We start from the raw sequence: 17,105 nt of genomic DNA on the forward strand, positions 1-17,105 counted from the left end.
CATACATTCTTGAAGCCGTCTGAATGCGCCGGTACTAAAATAAACGCTTTCGTTCGTCGATATATGAAATTGATTCGGTTCAAATCAAAAATTGGACGGGCCATCCATGCACATTGAGGGGGAGATGGAATAATATGTTGGAATTTGATTTCGAGATGGAGAGCTTGGCTCAAATTAAAGTCATCGGTGTAGGCGGCGGCGGAAGCAATGCAGTCAACCGTATGATTGAAAATGGTGTACAAGGTGTTGAATTTATTACGGTAAATACGGATGCTCAGGCGTTACACCTGGCGAAATCCGAGCATAAATTGCAAATCGGTGATAAATTGACTCGTGGTCTTGGTGCTGGTGCCAACCCGGATGTAGGTAAAAAAGCAGCGGAAGAGTCCCGCGATCTGATCATGAACACGTTGAAAGGTGCAGACATGGTATTTGTTACAGCCGGTATGGGCGGCGGTACAGGTACAGGTGCGGCTCCGGTTATTGCCGAAATCGCTAAAGAGTGTGGTGCACTTACCGTTGGTGTCGTAACTCGTCCATTTACATTTGAAGGACGCAAGCGTTCCAGCCATGCAGAGCAAGGTATTGAAGCTCTCAAAGAAAAAGTCGACACACTGATCGTGATTCCTAATGATCGTTTGCTCGAAATCGTAGACAAAAAAACTCCTATGCTTGAAGCATTCCGTCAAGCGGATAATGTACTTCGTCAAGCGGTACAAGGTATCTCTGATTTGATCGCTGTACCGGGACTGATCAACCTTGACTTTGCTGACGTCAAAACGATTATGCACGAACGTGGTTCAGCCCTTATGGGGATTGGTGAATCAACTGGTGAGAATCGTGCCGCAGAAGCAGCACGGAAAGCCATTATGAGTCCTTTGCTTGAAACTTCTATTGAAGGTGCTCGCGGCGTAATCATGAACATTACGGGTGGCGTTAATCTGTCCCTGTATGAAGTGAATGAAGCGGCAGAGATCGTAACGTCTGCTTCCGACCCGGAAGTAAACATGATCTTTGGTGCCATCATTGACGAAGACCTGAAAGAGGAGATTAAGGTTACAGTTATTGCAACTGGTTTTGAAGATAAACCTGCTCCGCCACCACCAGGACGTAAGCCAGCTCCAGCAACAGCGGAGACGACAGATACGCGTTCGCCGAACCTGCGTCCTTTCGGAAATCAGCCGAGCAATGATCAGCTGGACATTCCGACATTTTTACGCAATCGTTCACGCAATAATAACAACGATTAATACGCAAATCAGTTTATTGGAAACCCGGTACTCCTTATGGAGTGACCGGGTTTTTTCTGTTTATTTAGATATCATAGCATACAGCAATGAACAAATTCTGAACAAAGGGCCTGAGCAATTCCGACAAAAAAAGTTGGAACCACACCCCCATGATTAGACAGACTTTGAACAGGGGGCTCCGTATACTTGTGAATATGCTCATGAATATCAGGATATCGGGTACCGGTATTTCGATATGTTGCGCGCAGGCAGGTGAAGACTTTGGTTGTTTATGTGGATCTAATTTTTTTGACAAACCTGTGTATTGACGGTGCACTCATCGGAATGACCGCCTGGATGCGCAAGACAAAGCTGGTTTGGTGGCGATGGTTGCTGTCAGCCATTGTGGGTGCATTATACGTGGTCATGATGTTTGTACCGGAGTTTGATTTTATGTTCACCTTTCTGATCAAGTTCGGGTTCTCGCTGGTCATGCTTACGATTGCTTTTGGTTTTAAAGGTCTGCAGGCTTTTGCGAGGACGCTCGGTACCTTCTATGTGATTAATTTTGTCGCTGCCGGAGGTATTCTGGGTGTGCATTACATGCTTCAGAGCTCCGGTGAGTTGTTTAACGGCATTTGGTTCACGGCTTCTGGCGGTATGTCATTTGATCTGAAAATTGCTTTCTGGTTCACGTTTATCGTATTTTTTGCTGTCCTGTTTTTATTCAAAGCTGTGCAGAGCTCAAAACGGAAAACGGATCGCATGACGACCTATTTGGGTAAAGTTGAGGTCTGCATCGATGAGGTAGTCATTTCTTGTACAGGCCTTCTGGATACGGGCAATCAACTTACCGATCCCTTATCGCGCATGCCGGTCATGGTGATGGAGGTTTCGTTATGGCAAGACATGTTACCCGCTTCATGGAAGGGTAGACTCAAGGATGAGGCGCCGGACAACCTTATTCTGGAGCTGGATCAGGAAAGTTTTCAGTGGCAGGATCGACTGCGGCTGGTTCCTTATCGGGGCATTAACAAAGGGACTGCGTTTATGCTGGCAATGAAGCCGGACCGAGTGAAGGTGACGATGGAGGAAACATGTTATGAGACGACAAGGGTACTTATTGGGCTGGATGGGGGTGTTTTGTCGTCGGATGGGAAATACCAGGCCGTGATTCATCCTGAACTTGTGCAAGACGCTGCTTCTGCGCAGTCTACGGCTCTCTCTGCGGGAGCAACAGAAAAGCCGCTGAATGTGGTATAGGAGGAACGTACATGCTTGTGAAATGGAAACTGGTGGCGCAGCTGCAATATTACCGTTTGTTATTTTTGTTGGGGCTCAAAAGTGAAGAGATCTATTATATTGGGGGAAGTGAGGCACTTCCGCCGCCTTTGACAAGGGAAGAGGAAGAATTTTTGCTGCAAAAATTATCCTCGGGAGACTCGGCCATTCGCGCGATGCTTATTGAGCGCAATCTGCGTCTTGTGGTATACATTGCACGAAAATTTGAAAACACAGGAATCAATATTGAGGATTTGGTCTCCATTGGAGCGATCGGATTGATCAAGGCAGTTAATACATTTGACCCGGAAAAGAAAATCAAACTGGCAACCTATGCTTCACGTTGTATCGAAAATGAAATTTTGATGTACTTGAGACGTAATAGTAAGATACGAACTGAAGTTTCTTTTGATGAACCGCTTAACATTGATTGGGATGGAAATGAACTATTATTATCCGATGTATTGGGTACTGAAAACGATACAATCTATCGGAATATTGAAGAGCAGGTAGACCGGAAACTTTTGCACAAGGCACTGGAAAAATTAACGGAGCGCGAGCGAATGATTATGGAGCTTCGTTTTGGCCTGACGGATGGGGAAGAAAAGACACAAAAAGATGTAGCGGATCTCCTAGGAATCTCCCAATCCTACATCTCTCGACTCGAAAAAAGAATCATTAAAAGACTCCGCAAGGAGTTCAATAAAATGGTCTGAAATACATCATTGGTCAGAATGGGTATTACTGGCAAGGGTGCCAAGTACGAATAAAAAAGCCTGCCCCGGAGATAATGTACATTAATGTTTCTCCTTGGGAGGTAAATCACGATGACCCGAAACAAAGTCGAGATTTGTGGCGTGGACACCGCAAAATTGCCTGTCCTCACCAACACTGAAATGCGGGAATTGTTTCATTCCCTTCAGCAACACCATGATCGCTCAGCAAGAGAGAAATTAGTGAATGGCAACCTGCGTCTGGTACTCAGTGTCATTCAGCGTTTTAACAATCGGGGGGAGTTTGTCGATGATCTGTTCCAGGTTGGTTGCATCGGCCTGATGAAAGCCATTGATAATTTTGATTTATCCCAGAATGTCAAATTTTCAACCTACGCGGTGCCGATGATTATCGGTGAAATCCGTCGATACCTGCGTGATAATAACCCAATTCGGGTATCTCGCTCCTTGAGGGACATTGCTTACAAAGCACTTCAGGTCCGTGACAGCCTGACGAATAAAAATTCCCGGGAACCGACGATATTCGAAATTGCGGAAGTACTGAATGTGCCGAAGGAAGATGTTGTTTTTGCATTGGACGCCATTCAGGACCCGGTCTCGCTCTTCGAACCGATTTATCATGATGGTGGAGATCCGATCTATGTTATGGATCAGATCAGCGATGACAGAAACAAGGATGTGTCATGGATCGAGGAAATTGCACTCCGTGAAGCGATGCATCGTCTTGGTCAGCGGGAAAAAATGATTCTGTCGATGCGGTTTTTCGAAGGGAAAACCCAGATGGAAGTGGCTGATGAAATTGGCATTTCCCAGGCTCAGGTATCACGTCTGGAGAAATCAGCGATACAGCAGATGCAAAAACATGTAAAGTCATAACACGATGCAAAGGCAGAAGGACGATCAATCGGGGCAGTGTATACCGTTGGTCGTCTTTTTGTTTTGGACCGTTTCCACATTCGATGAAAAACAGGACATTTTTCGCCCCTGAAACATATATTGTATAGAAGCGTGAAGAACGGGCAGAAGAGGAATAACAGGGGGCGGGAATGAATGAAAGTAAATACGAGCGAAGTAGCGGCACGAGGCATGAAAATCTCGGACTTTCAAACAAAGGATGTCATTAACATTACGGATGGTAAACGCCTCGGTCAGATCAGTGATTTGGAGCTGGATCTGAAGCAGGGACGAATTGAAGCGATTGTTGTGCCGGGGTACAGCCGTTTTATGGGTCTTTTTGGCGGGGGAACGGATCTGGTGATTCCCTGGAGAAACATTGTGAAGATTGGTTCAGATGTGATTCTGGTGAAGATGGATGAGGTGAAGGAAAATACGTATGACGAGCGTGATCGCGAAGCGCGCCTGTATGATGAACAGCAGCATAACCGCACAGAACGTGTGGAACGCATTGAACGGTCGGAACGTAATCAGCGTCGAACGATATAAATGAGACAGAATGTGGCTCATTTGGTACACTGGAAGTGGTGAGGTGAGATAATGGAACCCTTTGTATTGGATAAAGAATTACTTGAACGGACCAAGAACCCAAATTCAGATTTCGGTCCTGATCCGTTATTATTATATGTTGAGCCCTGGACACAGCAATTTGAACAGTTGTCAGTCGGGTTTACGACGAGGCATGGTGGAGTTGGAAAAATTCCGTATGCCACGCTCGATTGTGCTTATCATGTGGGGGATGACCCTGAAGTTGTACTTAACAACCGCAGGCTTGTAACCGAGAAGCTTGGTTTTGCAGCAGAAGCATGGACCTGTGGAGAGCAGGTGCATGGCAAACATGTGGCTGTAATTACCGCTGAAGATCGGAGCAGAGGATTACTTGATCGTGAATCTGCGTTGCAGGATACGGATGGATTGGTCACGAATGTTCCTGGTGTGCTGTTGACTTCTTTCTATGCAGACTGTGTTCCGCTTTATTTCTATGACCCCGTGCAGCAGGCGGTAGGTCTTGCTCATGCCGGCTGGAAAGGTACAGTCGCGGGTATCGCTGTATCCATGGTGGAGACGATGGAACGGGAGTATGGCAGTCGTAGGCAGGACATTCGAGCTGCAATCGGTCCGTCAATTGGAGATTGCTGTTATGAAGTGGATGAGGCGGTCATGCAGTATGTACGGGTTTGGTTTGATGATTCCCCGGTTAATGATAAATACAAGGATTCTGCTTCTAAACAAGCATATCGAGCCGTGAATAACGGTAAAACGATGTTAAACTTGAAAGAATGCAATCGACACATTATGATGAAAGCAGGAATAATGCCGGATCATATCGAATGTACAACATGGTGTACAAGTTGTCATCCCGAACTATTTTTCTCCTATCGGAAGGAAAATGGTGTTACAGGGCGGATGGCGAGCTGGATTGGGCTGGAAGAGAGGTGACCCTCTGTGTCATTGGAGGAGCGTATACAACAGGTAAATCAGAAGATCGAGGATGCATGTCGGCGCAGTAACCGTCATCGTGATGATGTGAATGTGATTGCGGTCACGAAATATGTCTCACTTGAAACAACGGGATCGGTGCTGGATCATGGTCTTGAGCATATTGGAGAAAACCGGTGGCAGGATGCACAGGCCAAATGGGAAGCTTTTGGTCAGCAGGGTACCTGGCACTTTATCGGTCATTTGCAGACAAACAAGGTGAAAGACGTGATTGGCAAGTTTCGTTACATACATTCACTGGATCGTTTGTCATTGGCGAAGGAGTTGGATAAAAAAGCAGCTTCACTTGGCACACAAGTGGAAACGTTTTTGCAGGTGAATATTTCGGGTGAAGAGAGCAAGTATGGCTTACAGCCTGAACAGGCAAGTTCTTTTTTGCGTGATATTCGTTCGTTCAACAATCTCAAGGTCGTTGGCCTGATGACCATGGCACCTCATGAGGAAGATCCGGAGCTGACGCGTCCCGTATTTCGTGGATTGCGTGAGCTGAGAGATCAACTGAATGGACAAGCCCTTACAGCAGAACCATTGACTGAACTGTCGATGGGGATGTCCAATGATTTTGAAGTGGCCATTGAAGAAGGTGCAACCTGGGTACGGCTAGGATCGATTCTCGTAGGAAAAGAGGAGGGTTCACGATGGGCGTAATGAATAAATTTATGAATTTCCTCGGACTTCAGGAAGAGGAAGAGATTGTGGAACGTGAACGAATGGCTGCGCAGGAGGAAAATGAATCTGAACATCAGGAAGCTGAAACCTCCAGTCTCGATAAACGTAGAAACCAAAGGGGGAATAATGTGGTGAGCATTCATTCCCAGAAAAATGTTAAAGTTGTCCTGTATGAACCGCGTTCTTATGACGAGGCTCAGGAAATTGCCGACCATCTGCGTTCGCATCGTACCGTTGTGGTGAACTTGCAACGAATTCGCCAGGACCAAGCACTGCGCGTTATTGATTTTTTGAGTGGCACGGTATATGCATTGGGTGGCGGTATTTCCAAAATCGGCGGAAACATTTTTCTCTGTACGCCAGATACGGTTGAAATTCAGGGATCAATTACGGAAATACTGGCTGACAGCGAGCAAGATTATAACAGAATGAGGTGAGCCACTTTTGTATCAGATTGAAAGCGTGTTGTACACGTTATACCAGATTTACTTTTACATGGTCATTGTCTACATATTGATGTCTTGGCTTCCCAATGCGCGGGAAAGCTTCATCGGTGAATGGCTGGGCAAATTAGTGGAACCATATTTAAGACCGTTTCGCCGATTTATACCGCCTTTGTTCGGTGTGCTGGATATTTCCCCGATTGTGGCGCTGATCGTTCTGCAACTTGCGCTTAATGGGCTAATCTCCATACTCCGGTATTTTGCATATTAGAGGTTGTTCAAAAAGTCCGCTTTTGATTACGAAGGATGCCTAGTGGCATCGTCAGCATCGAATATGGAATTCAGCCGAAATAAGCGGGAGGCTTACGAAGTATGTTTCCTTCGGAAACATTGTAGTTGCTCACGTAGTTTTTTCTACGCTCCGCTACTCCATTTCTAGCTTTATCCCATCTTCTCGGTACTGAAAACCGGTCTTTTTGAACACGGACTATTAGGGTAGGGTGACATAGATGAGCGGTGAAATTTACGAACATTTTAGCCATGATGAGCGGGATTTTGTAGATAAGGCTTCGGATTGGGTTGAGCAGGCGGGTAAGTATCATGACATGAAGCTAACTGACTTTCTTGATCCAAGACAGGTTTTTATATTACAGACTCTTGCCAATCGCCGTAACGACGTTCAGATTCGTCTGGATGGTGGTTACGAGGCTGCTGAACGCAAGCGTGCGCTGGTTGCACCTGATTATATGTATCTGGATGATGAGGATATGGGTATGCAGGTGCTCAGTATTACGTCTGATGATCAGAAAATCTCGGAGCTGGAGCATGGGGACTATATGGGTTCCCTGCTCGGGCTTGGGATGAAACGTGGAAAGATCGGGGATATCCAAGTGCTGGAGGACGGTTGCCATACAGTGGTGGCGGCGGAAACCGGCGCTTTTTTATCGCTTCAACTGAATCAGGTGCATCGGTTACATGTGTTCACAGAGTTACTTCCTTTGGATCAGATGCGATGGTCAGAGAGTAAACTGGAGACGATGGACATTACGGTCGCTTCGCTTCGTTTGGATGGAATCTGCGCAGATGTGTATCGGCTTAGTCGCAGTAAAGTGCTGGCTCCGATCAAAGCTGGTCGCTGCCGTGTGAACTGGAAAGTTGAGGAAGATCCCTCCAAATCGCTAAAAGCGGGTGATGTCGTATCCATTCAGGGATTTGGCCGCTTCAAGGTTATGGAACAGGATGGGATGACCAAAAAAGGGCGTTGCCGAGTGAAAATCGGCAAATTTGCCTGAGTCTGTTGCAGGAAAATCCGCTTTCTTGTCGAAATGTTTATCATAAAGGTGTAGAAAATACGCGGTGTATCCGATAAACATTAAGTCAAAGCTTTACATGAACGTTGGAGGATGCAATTCTGATCCTGCATTCCGTATACGTTGCCAAGGTTAGGCATCAACGATACGGCCCCTTGGGTGGTACCCATATGCTGCAAACCTTCTCTGGACGGGAAGGAACTTTAACAGGAGGTGGACAGCATGCCATTAACGCCGCTGGACATACACAACAAGGAATTTTCCCGACGTTTGCGCGGGTATGACGAGGATGAAGTCAATGAATTCCTGGATCAAGTCATCAAAGATTACGAAGGCGTCATTCGCGAGAACAAAGAGCTGAGCAATCAGTTGCTGTCCGTTCAGGAGAAACTGGATCATTTTTCTACAATTGAAGAGACGCTTAGCAAAACGATTATCATTGCGCAGGAAGCTGCTGATGATGTGAAGGGTAATGCGAAGAAAGAAGCGCAGTTGATCGTGAAGGAAGCAGAGAAAAATGCAGACCGGATCGTGAACGAATCGTTGGGCAAATCTCGCAAAATTGCTTTGGAAGTGGAAGAACTGAAAAAGCAGGCCTCGATTTATCGTGCCCGTTTCCGCACGCTTGTTGAAGCGCAGCTTGAACTGTTGACTCAGGATGGTTGGGAAGTGCTGGAGAGCCGGGAGCAGGAAGTGCGTGACCGTGAGCGGGAGATGAAAGAAATTTATTAGTCTGTCGCCTGGTTGACTTTTGTCTGCAAAGAGGCTATAACTATATTCATAATGAATAGTGATTCCATGACGGGTTCAGTACGTTATGATCTCATCCCTCAGAGAGTTGGTGGTTGGTGCAAACCAATGGATGAGTTATAGCCGAATATCTCCCCGGAGAAGTGACGCTGAAGCGGTGATTATGATTGCCGTGTGTAAGCCGAACCGTAAGCCGTACGTTATAACGGCACCCTGCAGTAGTATAGCGGGGCATAAGCGCTGTTGATGACAGAGCATACCCAGGCTTGCCTGGATGTGGTTTGTGATGAACAGAATTAGGGTGGTAACGCGAGTATAGCCTCGTCCCTTTCCAGGGACGGGGCTTTTTTGTGTCCAAAAAAGGCGAACGTTCATGAGGCCCGAAGGGACCTCAAGGAGAGAGCCTCCCCGCCGGGAAAGCAAAGCGCCCGGCAACACCCGCCTCGGGGTAAGGCCATGCGGCGTTCACGCAGGGAACAGCCGCAAAATGGCCGCCATCACGCACATTAACCCTCGCCCATAAGCGCCACCGATCCCCAACGACAACCCATCCCGGGTGTCCAGAGGGCGGAGCGCCTATGGGGTCCCCCTTGGCAAGGGGGATTTAGGGGGATTGAAACGCTTTTTGTGGACGGTCCACAATCCAACCAAAGAAAGGGAAGATAATGATCATGCAACGAGTTGACGTTAAAGAGAAGGCACGTGCCAGAGAATTACGCGTGTTAGATAAATGGAAAACGGAGAATACATTCAAAAGATCCATCGAAAACCGTGAGGGCAAGCCAAACTTCGTATTTTATGAAGGGCCGCCTACAGCAAACGGTAAACCGCATATCGGTCACGTACTGGGACGGGTAATCAAGGATTTTGTTGGACGGTATAACACGATGAAGGGTTACCGTGTCGTTCGTAAAGCAGGTTGGGATACACATGGTCTGCCTGTAGAACTGGGTGTACAGAAGAAGCTTGGCATCTCCCACAAGTGGGAGATCGAAGATTACGGCGTGGAGAAATTCATTAACGAATGTAAAGCGAGTGTATTCGAGTACGAGCAACAATGGCGTGATTTGACAGAAGGTATCGGATATTGGACGGATATGGATAACCCATATATCACTCTTGATAACAACTACATCGAGAGTGTATGGAACATCCTGGCGACAATCCACGAGAAAGGACTGCTGTATCGTGGTCATCGTGTGAGCCCGTATTGCCCATCATGTCAGACAACACTGAGTTCTCATGAAGTTGCACAAGGGTACAAAGACGTCAAAGATCTGAGTGCTACAGCGAAATTCAAACTGAATGACAGCGGAGAATTTGTACTGGCTTGGACGACAACGCCTTGGACACTGCCTTCACACGTCGCACTTGCCGTGAATCCGGATATGGACTACTCCCGTGTTCGTCAAGGTGATGAAGTGTACATCATGGCAACCAATCTGGTTGAAAAAGTGATGAAAGATACCAAAGGTGAGTATGAGATCATTGGTGCACTGAAAGGTGCCGATTTGGTTGGCAAAACGTATGATCCTCCGTTCAACTACGTACAGGCTGAGAAAGCCAACATCATCTTGGGTGCAGGCTTTGTAACGGATGCAAGTGGTACGGGTATCGTACACATGGCTCCTGCCCATGGTGAAGATGACTATCGTGTATGCCGTGAGAATGGGATCAGCTTTGTGAACATGGTGGACTTGGAAGGCAAATTTGTCGCTGAGGTTACTGACTTTGCGGGACGTTTCGTGAAGGATTGTGATATTGATATCGTGCGATATCTGTCTGAGCATGGACGATTGTTCAGCAAAGAAAAATATGAGCACAGCTATCCATTCTGCTGGCGTTGTGATACACCGCTTCTGTACTATGCGATGGACAGCTGGTTTATCCAAACAACAGCCATCAAGGACCAATTGATTGCCAACAACAGTGAAGTGGATTGGTACCCAGGTCACGTTCGTGAAGGTCGCTTCGGGAAATTCCTTGAGGATCTGGTGGATTGGAACATCAGCCGTGATCGTTATTGGGGAACTCCGCTGAACATCTGGGTGTGTGAGGAGACTGGCGAACAATTTGCACCACACAGCATTGCAGAATTGCGTGCTCGTGCGGTAGGTGATGTGCCTGAGAATCTTGAATTGCATAAACCATATGTGGATGACGTTAAAGTCATGAGCTCTTGTGGCAAATATGAGATGAAACGTACACCGGAAGTGATCGATGTCTGGTTCGACAGCGGCTCCATGCCGTTTGCCCAGCAGCACTATCCATTTGAAAATAAAGAAGTATTCGAACAGCAGTATCCTGCGGATATGATCTGTGAAGGGATTGACCAGACACGTGGCTGGTTCTACAGCTTGTTGGCGGTTTCTACCCTTTTGACAGGCAAAGCGCCTTACAAAGCGGTTATGGCTACAGGTCACGTTCTCGACGAGAACGGACAGAAGATGTCCAAATCCAAAGGTAACGTTATCGATCCTTGGGAAGTAATTGAAGAATACGGTACAGATGCATTCCGCTGGGCTTTGTTGTCTGACAGTGCACCGTGGAACAGCAAACGTTTCTCCAAAGGTATCGTAGGGGAAGCAAAATCCAAAATGGTGGATACGCTGGTCAACACCCATGCATTCCTGACGCTTTATGCTACCATTGATGGATTTGATCCACAGGAGCACCCGTTCCAACTGTCCGCACACAAGCTGGATCGCTGGATTCTGTCGAGACTGAACAGCCTGATCCTGGTTGTAGAAAAAGCATTGCTGGTTAACGACTATCTGAACTCTTCCAAAGCGATTGAAGCATTTGTTGATGAGTTGAGTAACTGGTATATCCGTCGTTCCCGTGACCGCTTCTGGGGAAGTGGCCTGACAGAAGATAAACTGGACGCTTACCGTACATTGACCGAAGTACTGGTGACTACCGCGAAGTTGGTTGCTCCGTTCACACCAATGCTGGCAGAAGACATCTATCTGAACCTTGCAACAGGCGAGAGTGTGCACATGGAAGACTATCCGGTAGCTAATGAAGCGCTGATTGATGCAGGACTGGAACAGGATATGGAGACGGCTCGCCGCGTGGTTGAACTTGCCCGTAACGTTCGTAACGAAACAGGCATCAAGACACGTCAGCCACTGTCCGAATTGATCGTTTCTTTGGATAAAGGGTTTGACCTGGCAAGTTATGAAGAGATCATCAAGGAAGAGATCAATGTAAAAGGAATCCGTACAGAGCATAATGATGCGGAATTCGTTGACTTTACATTGAAGCTGAACCTGAAAGTTGCAGGTAAGAAATACGGTAAAAACGTAGGATTCCTGCAAAACTTCTTCAAGGGAATGACGGCTGATGAGACGCGTAAAGTGGTTTCGGAGGGTGTGCTGAACATCGTTTCTCCGGAAGGCGAAGAGCTGCAAGTGACAAGCGAAGAATTATTGGTTGATAAACAGGCCAAATCAGGCTTTGCTTCAGCATCAGGTTACGGTCTGACGGTTGCGCTCAATACCGAAATCACGCCAGCCTTGGAACAGGAAGGTTGGGTTCGTGAAGTGGTTCGTGCTGTGCAGGATACCCGGAAACGACTGGACCTGCCAATTGAGAAAAGAGTACGTTTGACACTGGATGTGGATGCATCCCTTCAGGAAGCTATTCAGGCGTTTGATGATGTGTTGCGTGAAAATGTTCTCGTAACGGAAGTTACATTTGGTTCGAATGAGTCGATGGAACGTGTTGAAGCCGGAGGCAAATCGATCGGTATTTACATCGAAGCGTAATTCGGAGCATGTCCCATTCAATTAGGACAGAATATAGAGTATAAACCAACGAGCCGCAGAGGCAGGGACATATTCCCTGGTTCTGGGCTCGTTTGTTTTTTAGGCAATAAGGCAATGATTCTATAGTGCAGTCAATCTATATTGATCAAAGGAACTGACCAAAATATGAGCGAACATGACAAGCAAACCGCATCCACTTCACAACAATCAACGTCAGATAATCTGAATTCGCATGACAAAATTGAAGAGTTACATACCCTGACGAACCGTCTGGCGAATGAACTGGAACGTTCACGAATAGCGCAATACACAGAATTGCTGAACAGGCCATGGAAGCTGATTGGACTTAACCTGTTGTCTGGAGCCGCACGAGGTGTGGGGATTGCGATTGGGTTTACCTTTTTCGCAGCAACAATCATTTATGTTTTACAGCTACTTGGGGCGCTCAATCTTCCCATTGTTGGAGATTACATCGCTGATATTGTGCGTATTGTCCAGCGCCAGCTTGATATGAACACATACTAAGCGTTTAGCAGCGATTAAAGGTGAAAGAAATCAAAGTGCATTTAGTACGTGTCATCCGTCTCCATGTCCGGTTCTAACAGCCCCTCGCCTTCACGGTTCTCCAGGTACTGGCGATATTGCCGATTACGCACGATGGAGACGTCATGACCGTAGATATCCGTTGCCACAAAGCTTTCGTACGCTTCAACGCAGCCTTCCACTTCATCGGTGGCTTCAATCGCCATAACATCATAGCTGTCGATATCGCGTCCTTCAGCCATGGCTGGTGAGTTCGATGTGCCCCAGCTTTCAACAATCTGCCAGGTGTCTTCACCATCGAAGCCATTTTGATCATCACGCTCGTCCAGACTAGTTCGACCAAATGCCGGGGCAAGGAATTCTTCCTCTACAGGACGGTTTTCGGAGACAACGGTTTCCGGTTGATGTTTTTTGCAGTATTTGGTGTAGGGAACAGCTTCCATGCGTTCATAAGGGATGGGTTGCTGGCAGACCGCACATGTACCGTAATGTCCTTCTTCGATGGAGTGCAGTGCAGAATCGATTCGTTCCAATTGGAATTCATCATGTTCCAGCAGGGAAATATCTTTCTCACGTTCATACACCTCCGTGGCTAAGTCCCCAGGATGGTTATCAATTGGTGATAATTCACCTGTCTGTAGTTTAAGGGAGTCTCCAAGACCATAATGCTCGTTTTCCGACAGTCTATGTTCAATATCGCGCTTATCGGACATCAGTTGGGAACGTAGAGATTGTAGTTGTTCGTTAGTAAAATGTGACATGATTTTCCCCTTTCTGCTTTCATGCTGGAATCCGGAATTTGACTCTATTGTAGGATGTGCCATTGAGGGCAAGATTACAGAAGGGAAATGTTATCGTTTTTGCCATAAGCATTGCGATGTAGCGCGTCGTGGACGATTTCCAAACAGCTGTGCTACAATAAACAAGTCTGGCGTAAGCCTGGTATCGTTTGGAAAAGACAAGAACGGAGTGACAAACAAACGTGGTGTATTATATCCTCGCTTTTATCGTATTTTTATTGGATCAGGGAACCAAGTATCTGATTGCAACCCGGATGGAACTCAGAGAAGAAATTCCGGTCATCGGCAATTTCTTTGTCATCACATCACATCGTAATTCAGGTGCAGCATTTGGCATTCTGCAAGACCAGCGTTGGTTCTTTATCGTGGTTACGTTGATTGTGGTCGTTGCCTTGATTTGGTATTTGCAAAAGGTAAAAGATACCCCGCACAAATTGCTGCCTGTAGCGCTTAGTTTGGTGCTTGGTGGAGCAATTGGCAATTTCCTTGACCGGGCATTGACCGGAGAAGTTGTAGATTTTGTACAACTTAATTTTGGAAGTTATACGTTCCCCATTTTTAACATTGCCGATTCGGCAATCTGCATCGGTGTAGGGTTGATCATAGTGGAGACATTGCTTGAAGGACGGCGCGAAAAAGCAGCCGCGAAGATTGAAGGGAATGAACATCATGAGTAATCCGAATAAGGAACAGATTAACGACGAAGAACTAATGAATGGCAATGAACGTATGGAATGGACCGTTGCCGCTGAACATAAAAAAGAACGAATTGACAAATATATTACGGAAGCCGTGGATAACGTATCTCGCTCCCAAGTTCAATTGTGGATCGGAGACGGAATGGTTACGGTAAATGGTGCTGTAGTCAAAGCCAATGCCAAGTTATCCGAAGGGGATCTGGTTGAGTTACAGATTCCAGAACCAGCTGCTGTGGAGATCGTTGCCGAAGATATTCCGCTGGAAGTGGTATATGAAGACAGCGACCTAATCGTGATCAACAAACAGCGTGGTCTTGTGGTGCATCCAGCACCAGGACACACGTCGGGTACCCTCGTTAATGCACTTATGCATCACTGCAAAGACCTCTCGGGTATTAATGGGGAGTTGCGTCCTGGTATTGTGCATCGTATCGATAAGGATACATCTGGCCTGATCATGGCTGCCAAGAACGATCGTGCGCATGCATCACTGGCTGCTCAGTTGAAGGACCATACGGTGAACAGACGGTATATTGCGCTCGTTCATGGTCATCTTAACCATGATCAAGGGACCGTTGATGCACCGATTGGACGCGATACCAATGACCGCAAAATGTATACGGTCACAGAACGTAACAGTAAACATGCCGTTACGCATTTTACCGTTTCAGAGCGCATTAATGACTATACTTTGCTGGATTTGAAACTGGAGACAGGACGTACCCACCAGATTCGGGTTCACATGAAATTTATCGGTCACCCGCTTGTAGGAGATCCAACTTATGGACGGAATAAAGGCATCAAAATGCAAGGACAGGCTCTTCATGCGGCCATTCTTGGATTTGTGCATCCAACAACGGGAGAATACCTTGAATTTTCAACTCCGATTCCGCAGGATATGGAAGACGTGCTTGCTTCGCTACGCAGTCGTTAACAGTTCCAAGAAAGTACAAATGTTCGGATACTTTGTCCATGGCTTTGATCACGCAAATGCTTCATATTAAAGTGTAGAAATTTGCGTCAAATGAGGAGATGAACAACGTTATGAGTATCGATAAATATCAAGAAACTTACATTCAGACTAATTTTGCCGACCGTATCGGTGGCTCCAACTATGGTAAAGACACGAACATTTATAAATTCGAGAAAATCAAACGTGCCAAAGCTTCGGCCAAAAAAGATTTTCCCGATGTGGAACTGATTGACCTTGGTGTAGGTGAACCGGACGAAATGGCTGATGCAGGCATTGTAGCTGCACTTGCAGAAGAAGCTTCCAGACCTGAGAACCGTGGTTATGCCGACAATGGTATTCCTGAATTCAAAGCTGCTGCTGCTTCCTACCTGAAAAACGTATTCAACGTAGAAGGTATCAATGCAGATACTGAAATCGTGCACTCCATTGGTTCCAAACCGGCTTTGGCGATGATGCCTTCATGCTTCATCAATCCGGGTGATGTGACGATCATGACCGTTCCAGGTTACCCGGTTATGGGTACACATACGAAGTATCTGGGTGGAGAAGTGTTCAACATCCAATTGACGAAAGAGAACAACTTCCTGCCTGATCTGACGGCTATTCCGGAAGACATCGCAAAACGTGCGAAGTTGCTCTACCTGAACTACCCGAACAACCCAACAGGCGCAAGCGCGACGGTGGAGTTCTTCACTGAAGTCGTTGAATGGGCTAAGAAATACAATGTTGTGGTTGTACATGATGCTCCATATGCAGCATTGACGTATGATGGCAAAAAACCGTTCAGCTTCCTGTCGGTACCTGGAGCGAAGGATGTCGGCGTAGAGCTGCACTCTCTGTCCAAGTCCTACAACATGACAGGTTGGAGAATCGGATTTGTAGCGGGTAACCCGCTTGTAGTTAAAGCATTCAGTGACGTGAAGGACAACAATGACTCCGGTCAGTTCATCGCGATTCAAAAGGCTGCTGCTTATGGATTGAATCACCCTGAAATTACGGAAAAAATTGCAGAGAAATATTCTCGCCGTCACGACATGCTCGTTGCCGCATTGAACGAACTGGGCTTCCAGGCTGAAAAACCTAAAGGTTCATTCTTCCTGTATGTAGAAGCACCAAAAGGTGTGGTTGGCGGACGTCGCTTCGAATCAGGCGAAGATTTCTCCCAATTCCTGATCCGTGAGAAATTGATCTCATCCGTACCTTGGGATGATGCGGGTAACTTTGTTCGTTTCTCCGTAACCTTTGAAGCGAAGGGTGAAGAGGAAGAGAAACGTGTTATTGCTGAGATCAAACGTCGTCTGAGCGACGTGCAATTTGAATTTTAATCGCATCACCCAATAGTTAAATCACGTACTAACGAAGAGACCGGAAACGGTCTCTTTTTTTATGCCCATATTAGAATTTTTTCATTTACTCCCTTTACAAAATTATACAAGCAACATATGATTAGA

The 17,105-nt window shown here is 46.6% G+C and carries 17 protein-coding genes and 1 other annotated feature; of the genes, 16 read left to right on the forward strand and 1 reads right to left on the reverse strand.

Annotated elements, in window-relative coordinates; translation table 11 throughout:
- The first annotated feature begins 134 nt into the window (after positions 1-134).
- From ftsZ to ACDJ59_RS04860, 13 genes are all read left to right on the forward strand, one after another.
- Positions 135-1,250, forward strand: a complete 1,116-nt coding sequence (gene ftsZ, locus ACDJ59_RS04800) for a cell division protein FtsZ (RefSeq protein ID WP_017687306.1) — start codon at positions 135-137, stop codon at positions 1,248-1,250.
- Positions 1,251-1,511: 261 nt separating this feature from the next.
- Positions 1,512-2,492, forward strand: coding sequence for a sigma-E processing peptidase SpoIIGA (gene spoIIGA / locus ACDJ59_RS04805; RefSeq protein WP_091014080.1), 981 nt, complete (start codon positions 1,512-1,514; stop codon positions 2,490-2,492).
- Positions 2,493-2,503: 11 nt separating this feature from the next.
- Entirely contained in the window at positions 2,504-3,226 is a 723-nt protein-coding gene (sigE, locus tag ACDJ59_RS04810; protein ID WP_017687308.1) for an RNA polymerase sporulation sigma factor SigE, read from the forward strand.
- A gap of 111 nt (positions 3,227-3,337) precedes the next feature.
- On the forward strand, positions 3,338-4,120 hold the full coding sequence (gene sigG, locus ACDJ59_RS04815; protein ID WP_017687309.1) for an RNA polymerase sporulation sigma factor SigG: 783 nt from the start codon (positions 3,338-3,340) through the stop codon (positions 4,118-4,120).
- Positions 4,121-4,294: 174 nt separating this feature from the next.
- Positions 4,295-4,687 (forward strand): YlmC/YmxH family sporulation protein, encoded by a 393-nt coding sequence (locus ACDJ59_RS04820; protein ID WP_017687310.1) that lies wholly within the window; start codon positions 4,295-4,297, stop codon positions 4,685-4,687.
- A 51-nt stretch (positions 4,688-4,738) separates the two neighbouring features.
- Positions 4,739-5,638 (forward strand): peptidoglycan editing factor PgeF, encoded by a 900-nt coding sequence (gene pgeF, locus ACDJ59_RS04825; RefSeq protein WP_413407838.1) that lies wholly within the window; start codon positions 4,739-4,741, stop codon positions 5,636-5,638.
- A 6-nt stretch (positions 5,639-5,644) separates the two neighbouring features.
- Entirely contained in the window at positions 5,645-6,346 is a 702-nt protein-coding gene (locus ACDJ59_RS04830; protein WP_413407839.1) for a YggS family pyridoxal phosphate-dependent enzyme, read from the forward strand.
- Positions 6,337-6,804: a cell division protein SepF gene (locus ACDJ59_RS04835; protein WP_017687313.1), complete on the forward strand. Its 468-nt coding sequence runs from the start codon at positions 6,337-6,339 to the stop codon at positions 6,802-6,804. Before ACDJ59_RS04830 ends, ACDJ59_RS04835 begins: the two co-directional genes overlap by 10 nt.
- A 7-nt stretch (positions 6,805-6,811) precedes the next feature.
- The gene (locus ACDJ59_RS04840; protein ID WP_036674839.1) at positions 6,812-7,081 is read left to right on the forward strand and encodes a YggT family protein; all 270 of its coding nucleotides are present in this window, start codon (positions 6,812-6,814) and stop codon (positions 7,079-7,081) included.
- Between the two features lie 238 nt (positions 7,082-7,319).
- Positions 7,320-8,102: an RNA-binding protein gene (locus tag ACDJ59_RS04845; protein WP_036614847.1), complete on the forward strand. Its 783-nt coding sequence runs from the start codon at positions 7,320-7,322 to the stop codon at positions 8,100-8,102.
- A 240-nt stretch (positions 8,103-8,342) separates the two neighbouring features.
- Positions 8,343-8,852 (forward strand): DivIVA domain-containing protein, encoded by a 510-nt coding sequence (locus ACDJ59_RS04850; protein ID WP_017687316.1) that lies wholly within the window; start codon positions 8,343-8,345, stop codon positions 8,850-8,852.
- Between the two features lie 57 nt (positions 8,853-8,909).
- Positions 8,910-9,202 (forward strand) — a binding site (T-box leader).
- Positions 9,203-9,541: 339 nt separating this feature from the next.
- The gene (ileS, locus tag ACDJ59_RS04855; RefSeq protein WP_413407840.1) at positions 9,542-12,640 is read left to right on the forward strand and encodes an isoleucine--tRNA ligase; all 3,099 of its coding nucleotides are present in this window, start codon (positions 9,542-9,544) and stop codon (positions 12,638-12,640) included.
- Between the two features lie 165 nt (positions 12,641-12,805).
- Complete coding sequence (locus tag ACDJ59_RS04860; RefSeq protein WP_017687319.1) at positions 12,806-13,165, forward strand: DUF5665 domain-containing protein; 360 nt, start codon at positions 12,806-12,808, stop codon at positions 13,163-13,165.
- 41 nt (positions 13,166-13,206) lie between these two features.
- On the opposite strand, the gene ACDJ59_RS04865 is transcribed toward ACDJ59_RS04860, so the two are convergent.
- Positions 13,207-13,944, reverse strand: a complete 738-nt coding sequence (locus ACDJ59_RS04865) for a TraR/DksA C4-type zinc finger protein (protein WP_413407841.1) — start codon at positions 13,942-13,944, stop codon at positions 13,207-13,209.
- A 221-nt stretch (positions 13,945-14,165) separates the two neighbouring features.
- Here ACDJ59_RS04865 and lspA point away from each other — a divergent pair, with 221 nt between their 5' ends.
- The 3 genes from lspA to ACDJ59_RS04880 all read left to right on the forward strand — a co-directional run bounded on the left by lspA (position 14,166) and on the right by ACDJ59_RS04880 (position 16,979).
- The gene (gene lspA, locus ACDJ59_RS04870; RefSeq protein ID WP_017687321.1) at positions 14,166-14,660 is read left to right on the forward strand and encodes a signal peptidase II; all 495 of its coding nucleotides are present in this window, start codon (positions 14,166-14,168) and stop codon (positions 14,658-14,660) included.
- On the forward strand, positions 14,653-15,615 hold the full coding sequence (locus ACDJ59_RS04875; RefSeq protein ID WP_413407842.1) for an RluA family pseudouridine synthase: 963 nt from the start codon (positions 14,653-14,655) through the stop codon (positions 15,613-15,615). The genes lspA and ACDJ59_RS04875 overlap by 8 nt, the downstream gene beginning before the upstream one ends.
- Before the next feature lie 110 nt (positions 15,616-15,725).
- Entirely contained in the window at positions 15,726-16,979 is a 1,254-nt protein-coding gene (locus tag ACDJ59_RS04880; protein ID WP_413407843.1) for an LL-diaminopimelate aminotransferase, read from the forward strand.
- Positions 16,980-17,105 lie beyond the last annotated feature (126 nt).

Origin of the sequence: Paenibacillus amylolyticus (genome assembly GCF_047302515.1) — a bacterium.
Classification (GTDB): domain Bacteria; phylum Bacillota; class Bacilli; order Paenibacillales; family Paenibacillaceae; genus Paenibacillus; species Paenibacillus amylolyticus_G.

What these genes read in the sequence shown, in the direction of transcription:
- ftsZ (WP_017687306.1), top strand. Translation starts at nt 135, where the DNA reads ATGTTGGAATTTGATTTCGAGATGGAGAGCTTGGCTCAAATTAAAGTC.
- sigE (WP_017687308.1), top strand. Translation starts at nt 2,504, where the DNA reads ATGCTTGTGAAATGGAAACTGGTGGCGCAGCTGCAATATTACCGTTTG.
- sigG (WP_017687309.1), top strand. Translation starts at nt 3,338, where the DNA reads ATGACCCGAAACAAAGTCGAGATTTGTGGCGTGGACACCGCAAAATTG.
- ACDJ59_RS04820 (WP_017687310.1), top strand. Translation starts at nt 4,295, where the DNA reads ATGAAAGTAAATACGAGCGAAGTAGCGGCACGAGGCATGAAAATCTCG.
- pgeF (WP_413407838.1), top strand. Translation starts at nt 4,739, where the DNA reads ATGGAACCCTTTGTATTGGATAAAGAATTACTTGAACGGACCAAGAAC.
- ACDJ59_RS04835 (WP_017687313.1), top strand. Translation starts at nt 6,337, where the DNA reads ATGGGCGTAATGAATAAATTTATGAATTTCCTCGGACTTCAGGAAGAG.
- ACDJ59_RS04845 (WP_036614847.1), top strand. Translation starts at nt 7,320, where the DNA reads ATGAGCGGTGAAATTTACGAACATTTTAGCCATGATGAGCGGGATTTT.
- ACDJ59_RS04850 (WP_017687316.1), top strand. Translation starts at nt 8,343, where the DNA reads ATGCCATTAACGCCGCTGGACATACACAACAAGGAATTTTCCCGACGT.
- ileS (WP_413407840.1), top strand. Translation starts at nt 9,542, where the DNA reads ATGCAACGAGTTGACGTTAAAGAGAAGGCACGTGCCAGAGAATTACGC.
- ACDJ59_RS04860 (WP_017687319.1), top strand. Translation starts at nt 12,806, where the DNA reads ATGAGCGAACATGACAAGCAAACCGCATCCACTTCACAACAATCAACG.
- ACDJ59_RS04865 (WP_413407841.1), bottom strand. Translation starts at nt 13,944, where the DNA reads ATGTCACATTTTACTAACGAACAACTACAATCTCTACGTTCCCAACTG.
- ACDJ59_RS04875 (WP_413407842.1), top strand. Translation starts at nt 14,653, where the DNA reads ATGAGTAATCCGAATAAGGAACAGATTAACGACGAAGAACTAATGAAT.
- ACDJ59_RS04880 (WP_413407843.1), top strand. Translation starts at nt 15,726, where the DNA reads ATGAGTATCGATAAATATCAAGAAACTTACATTCAGACTAATTTTGCC.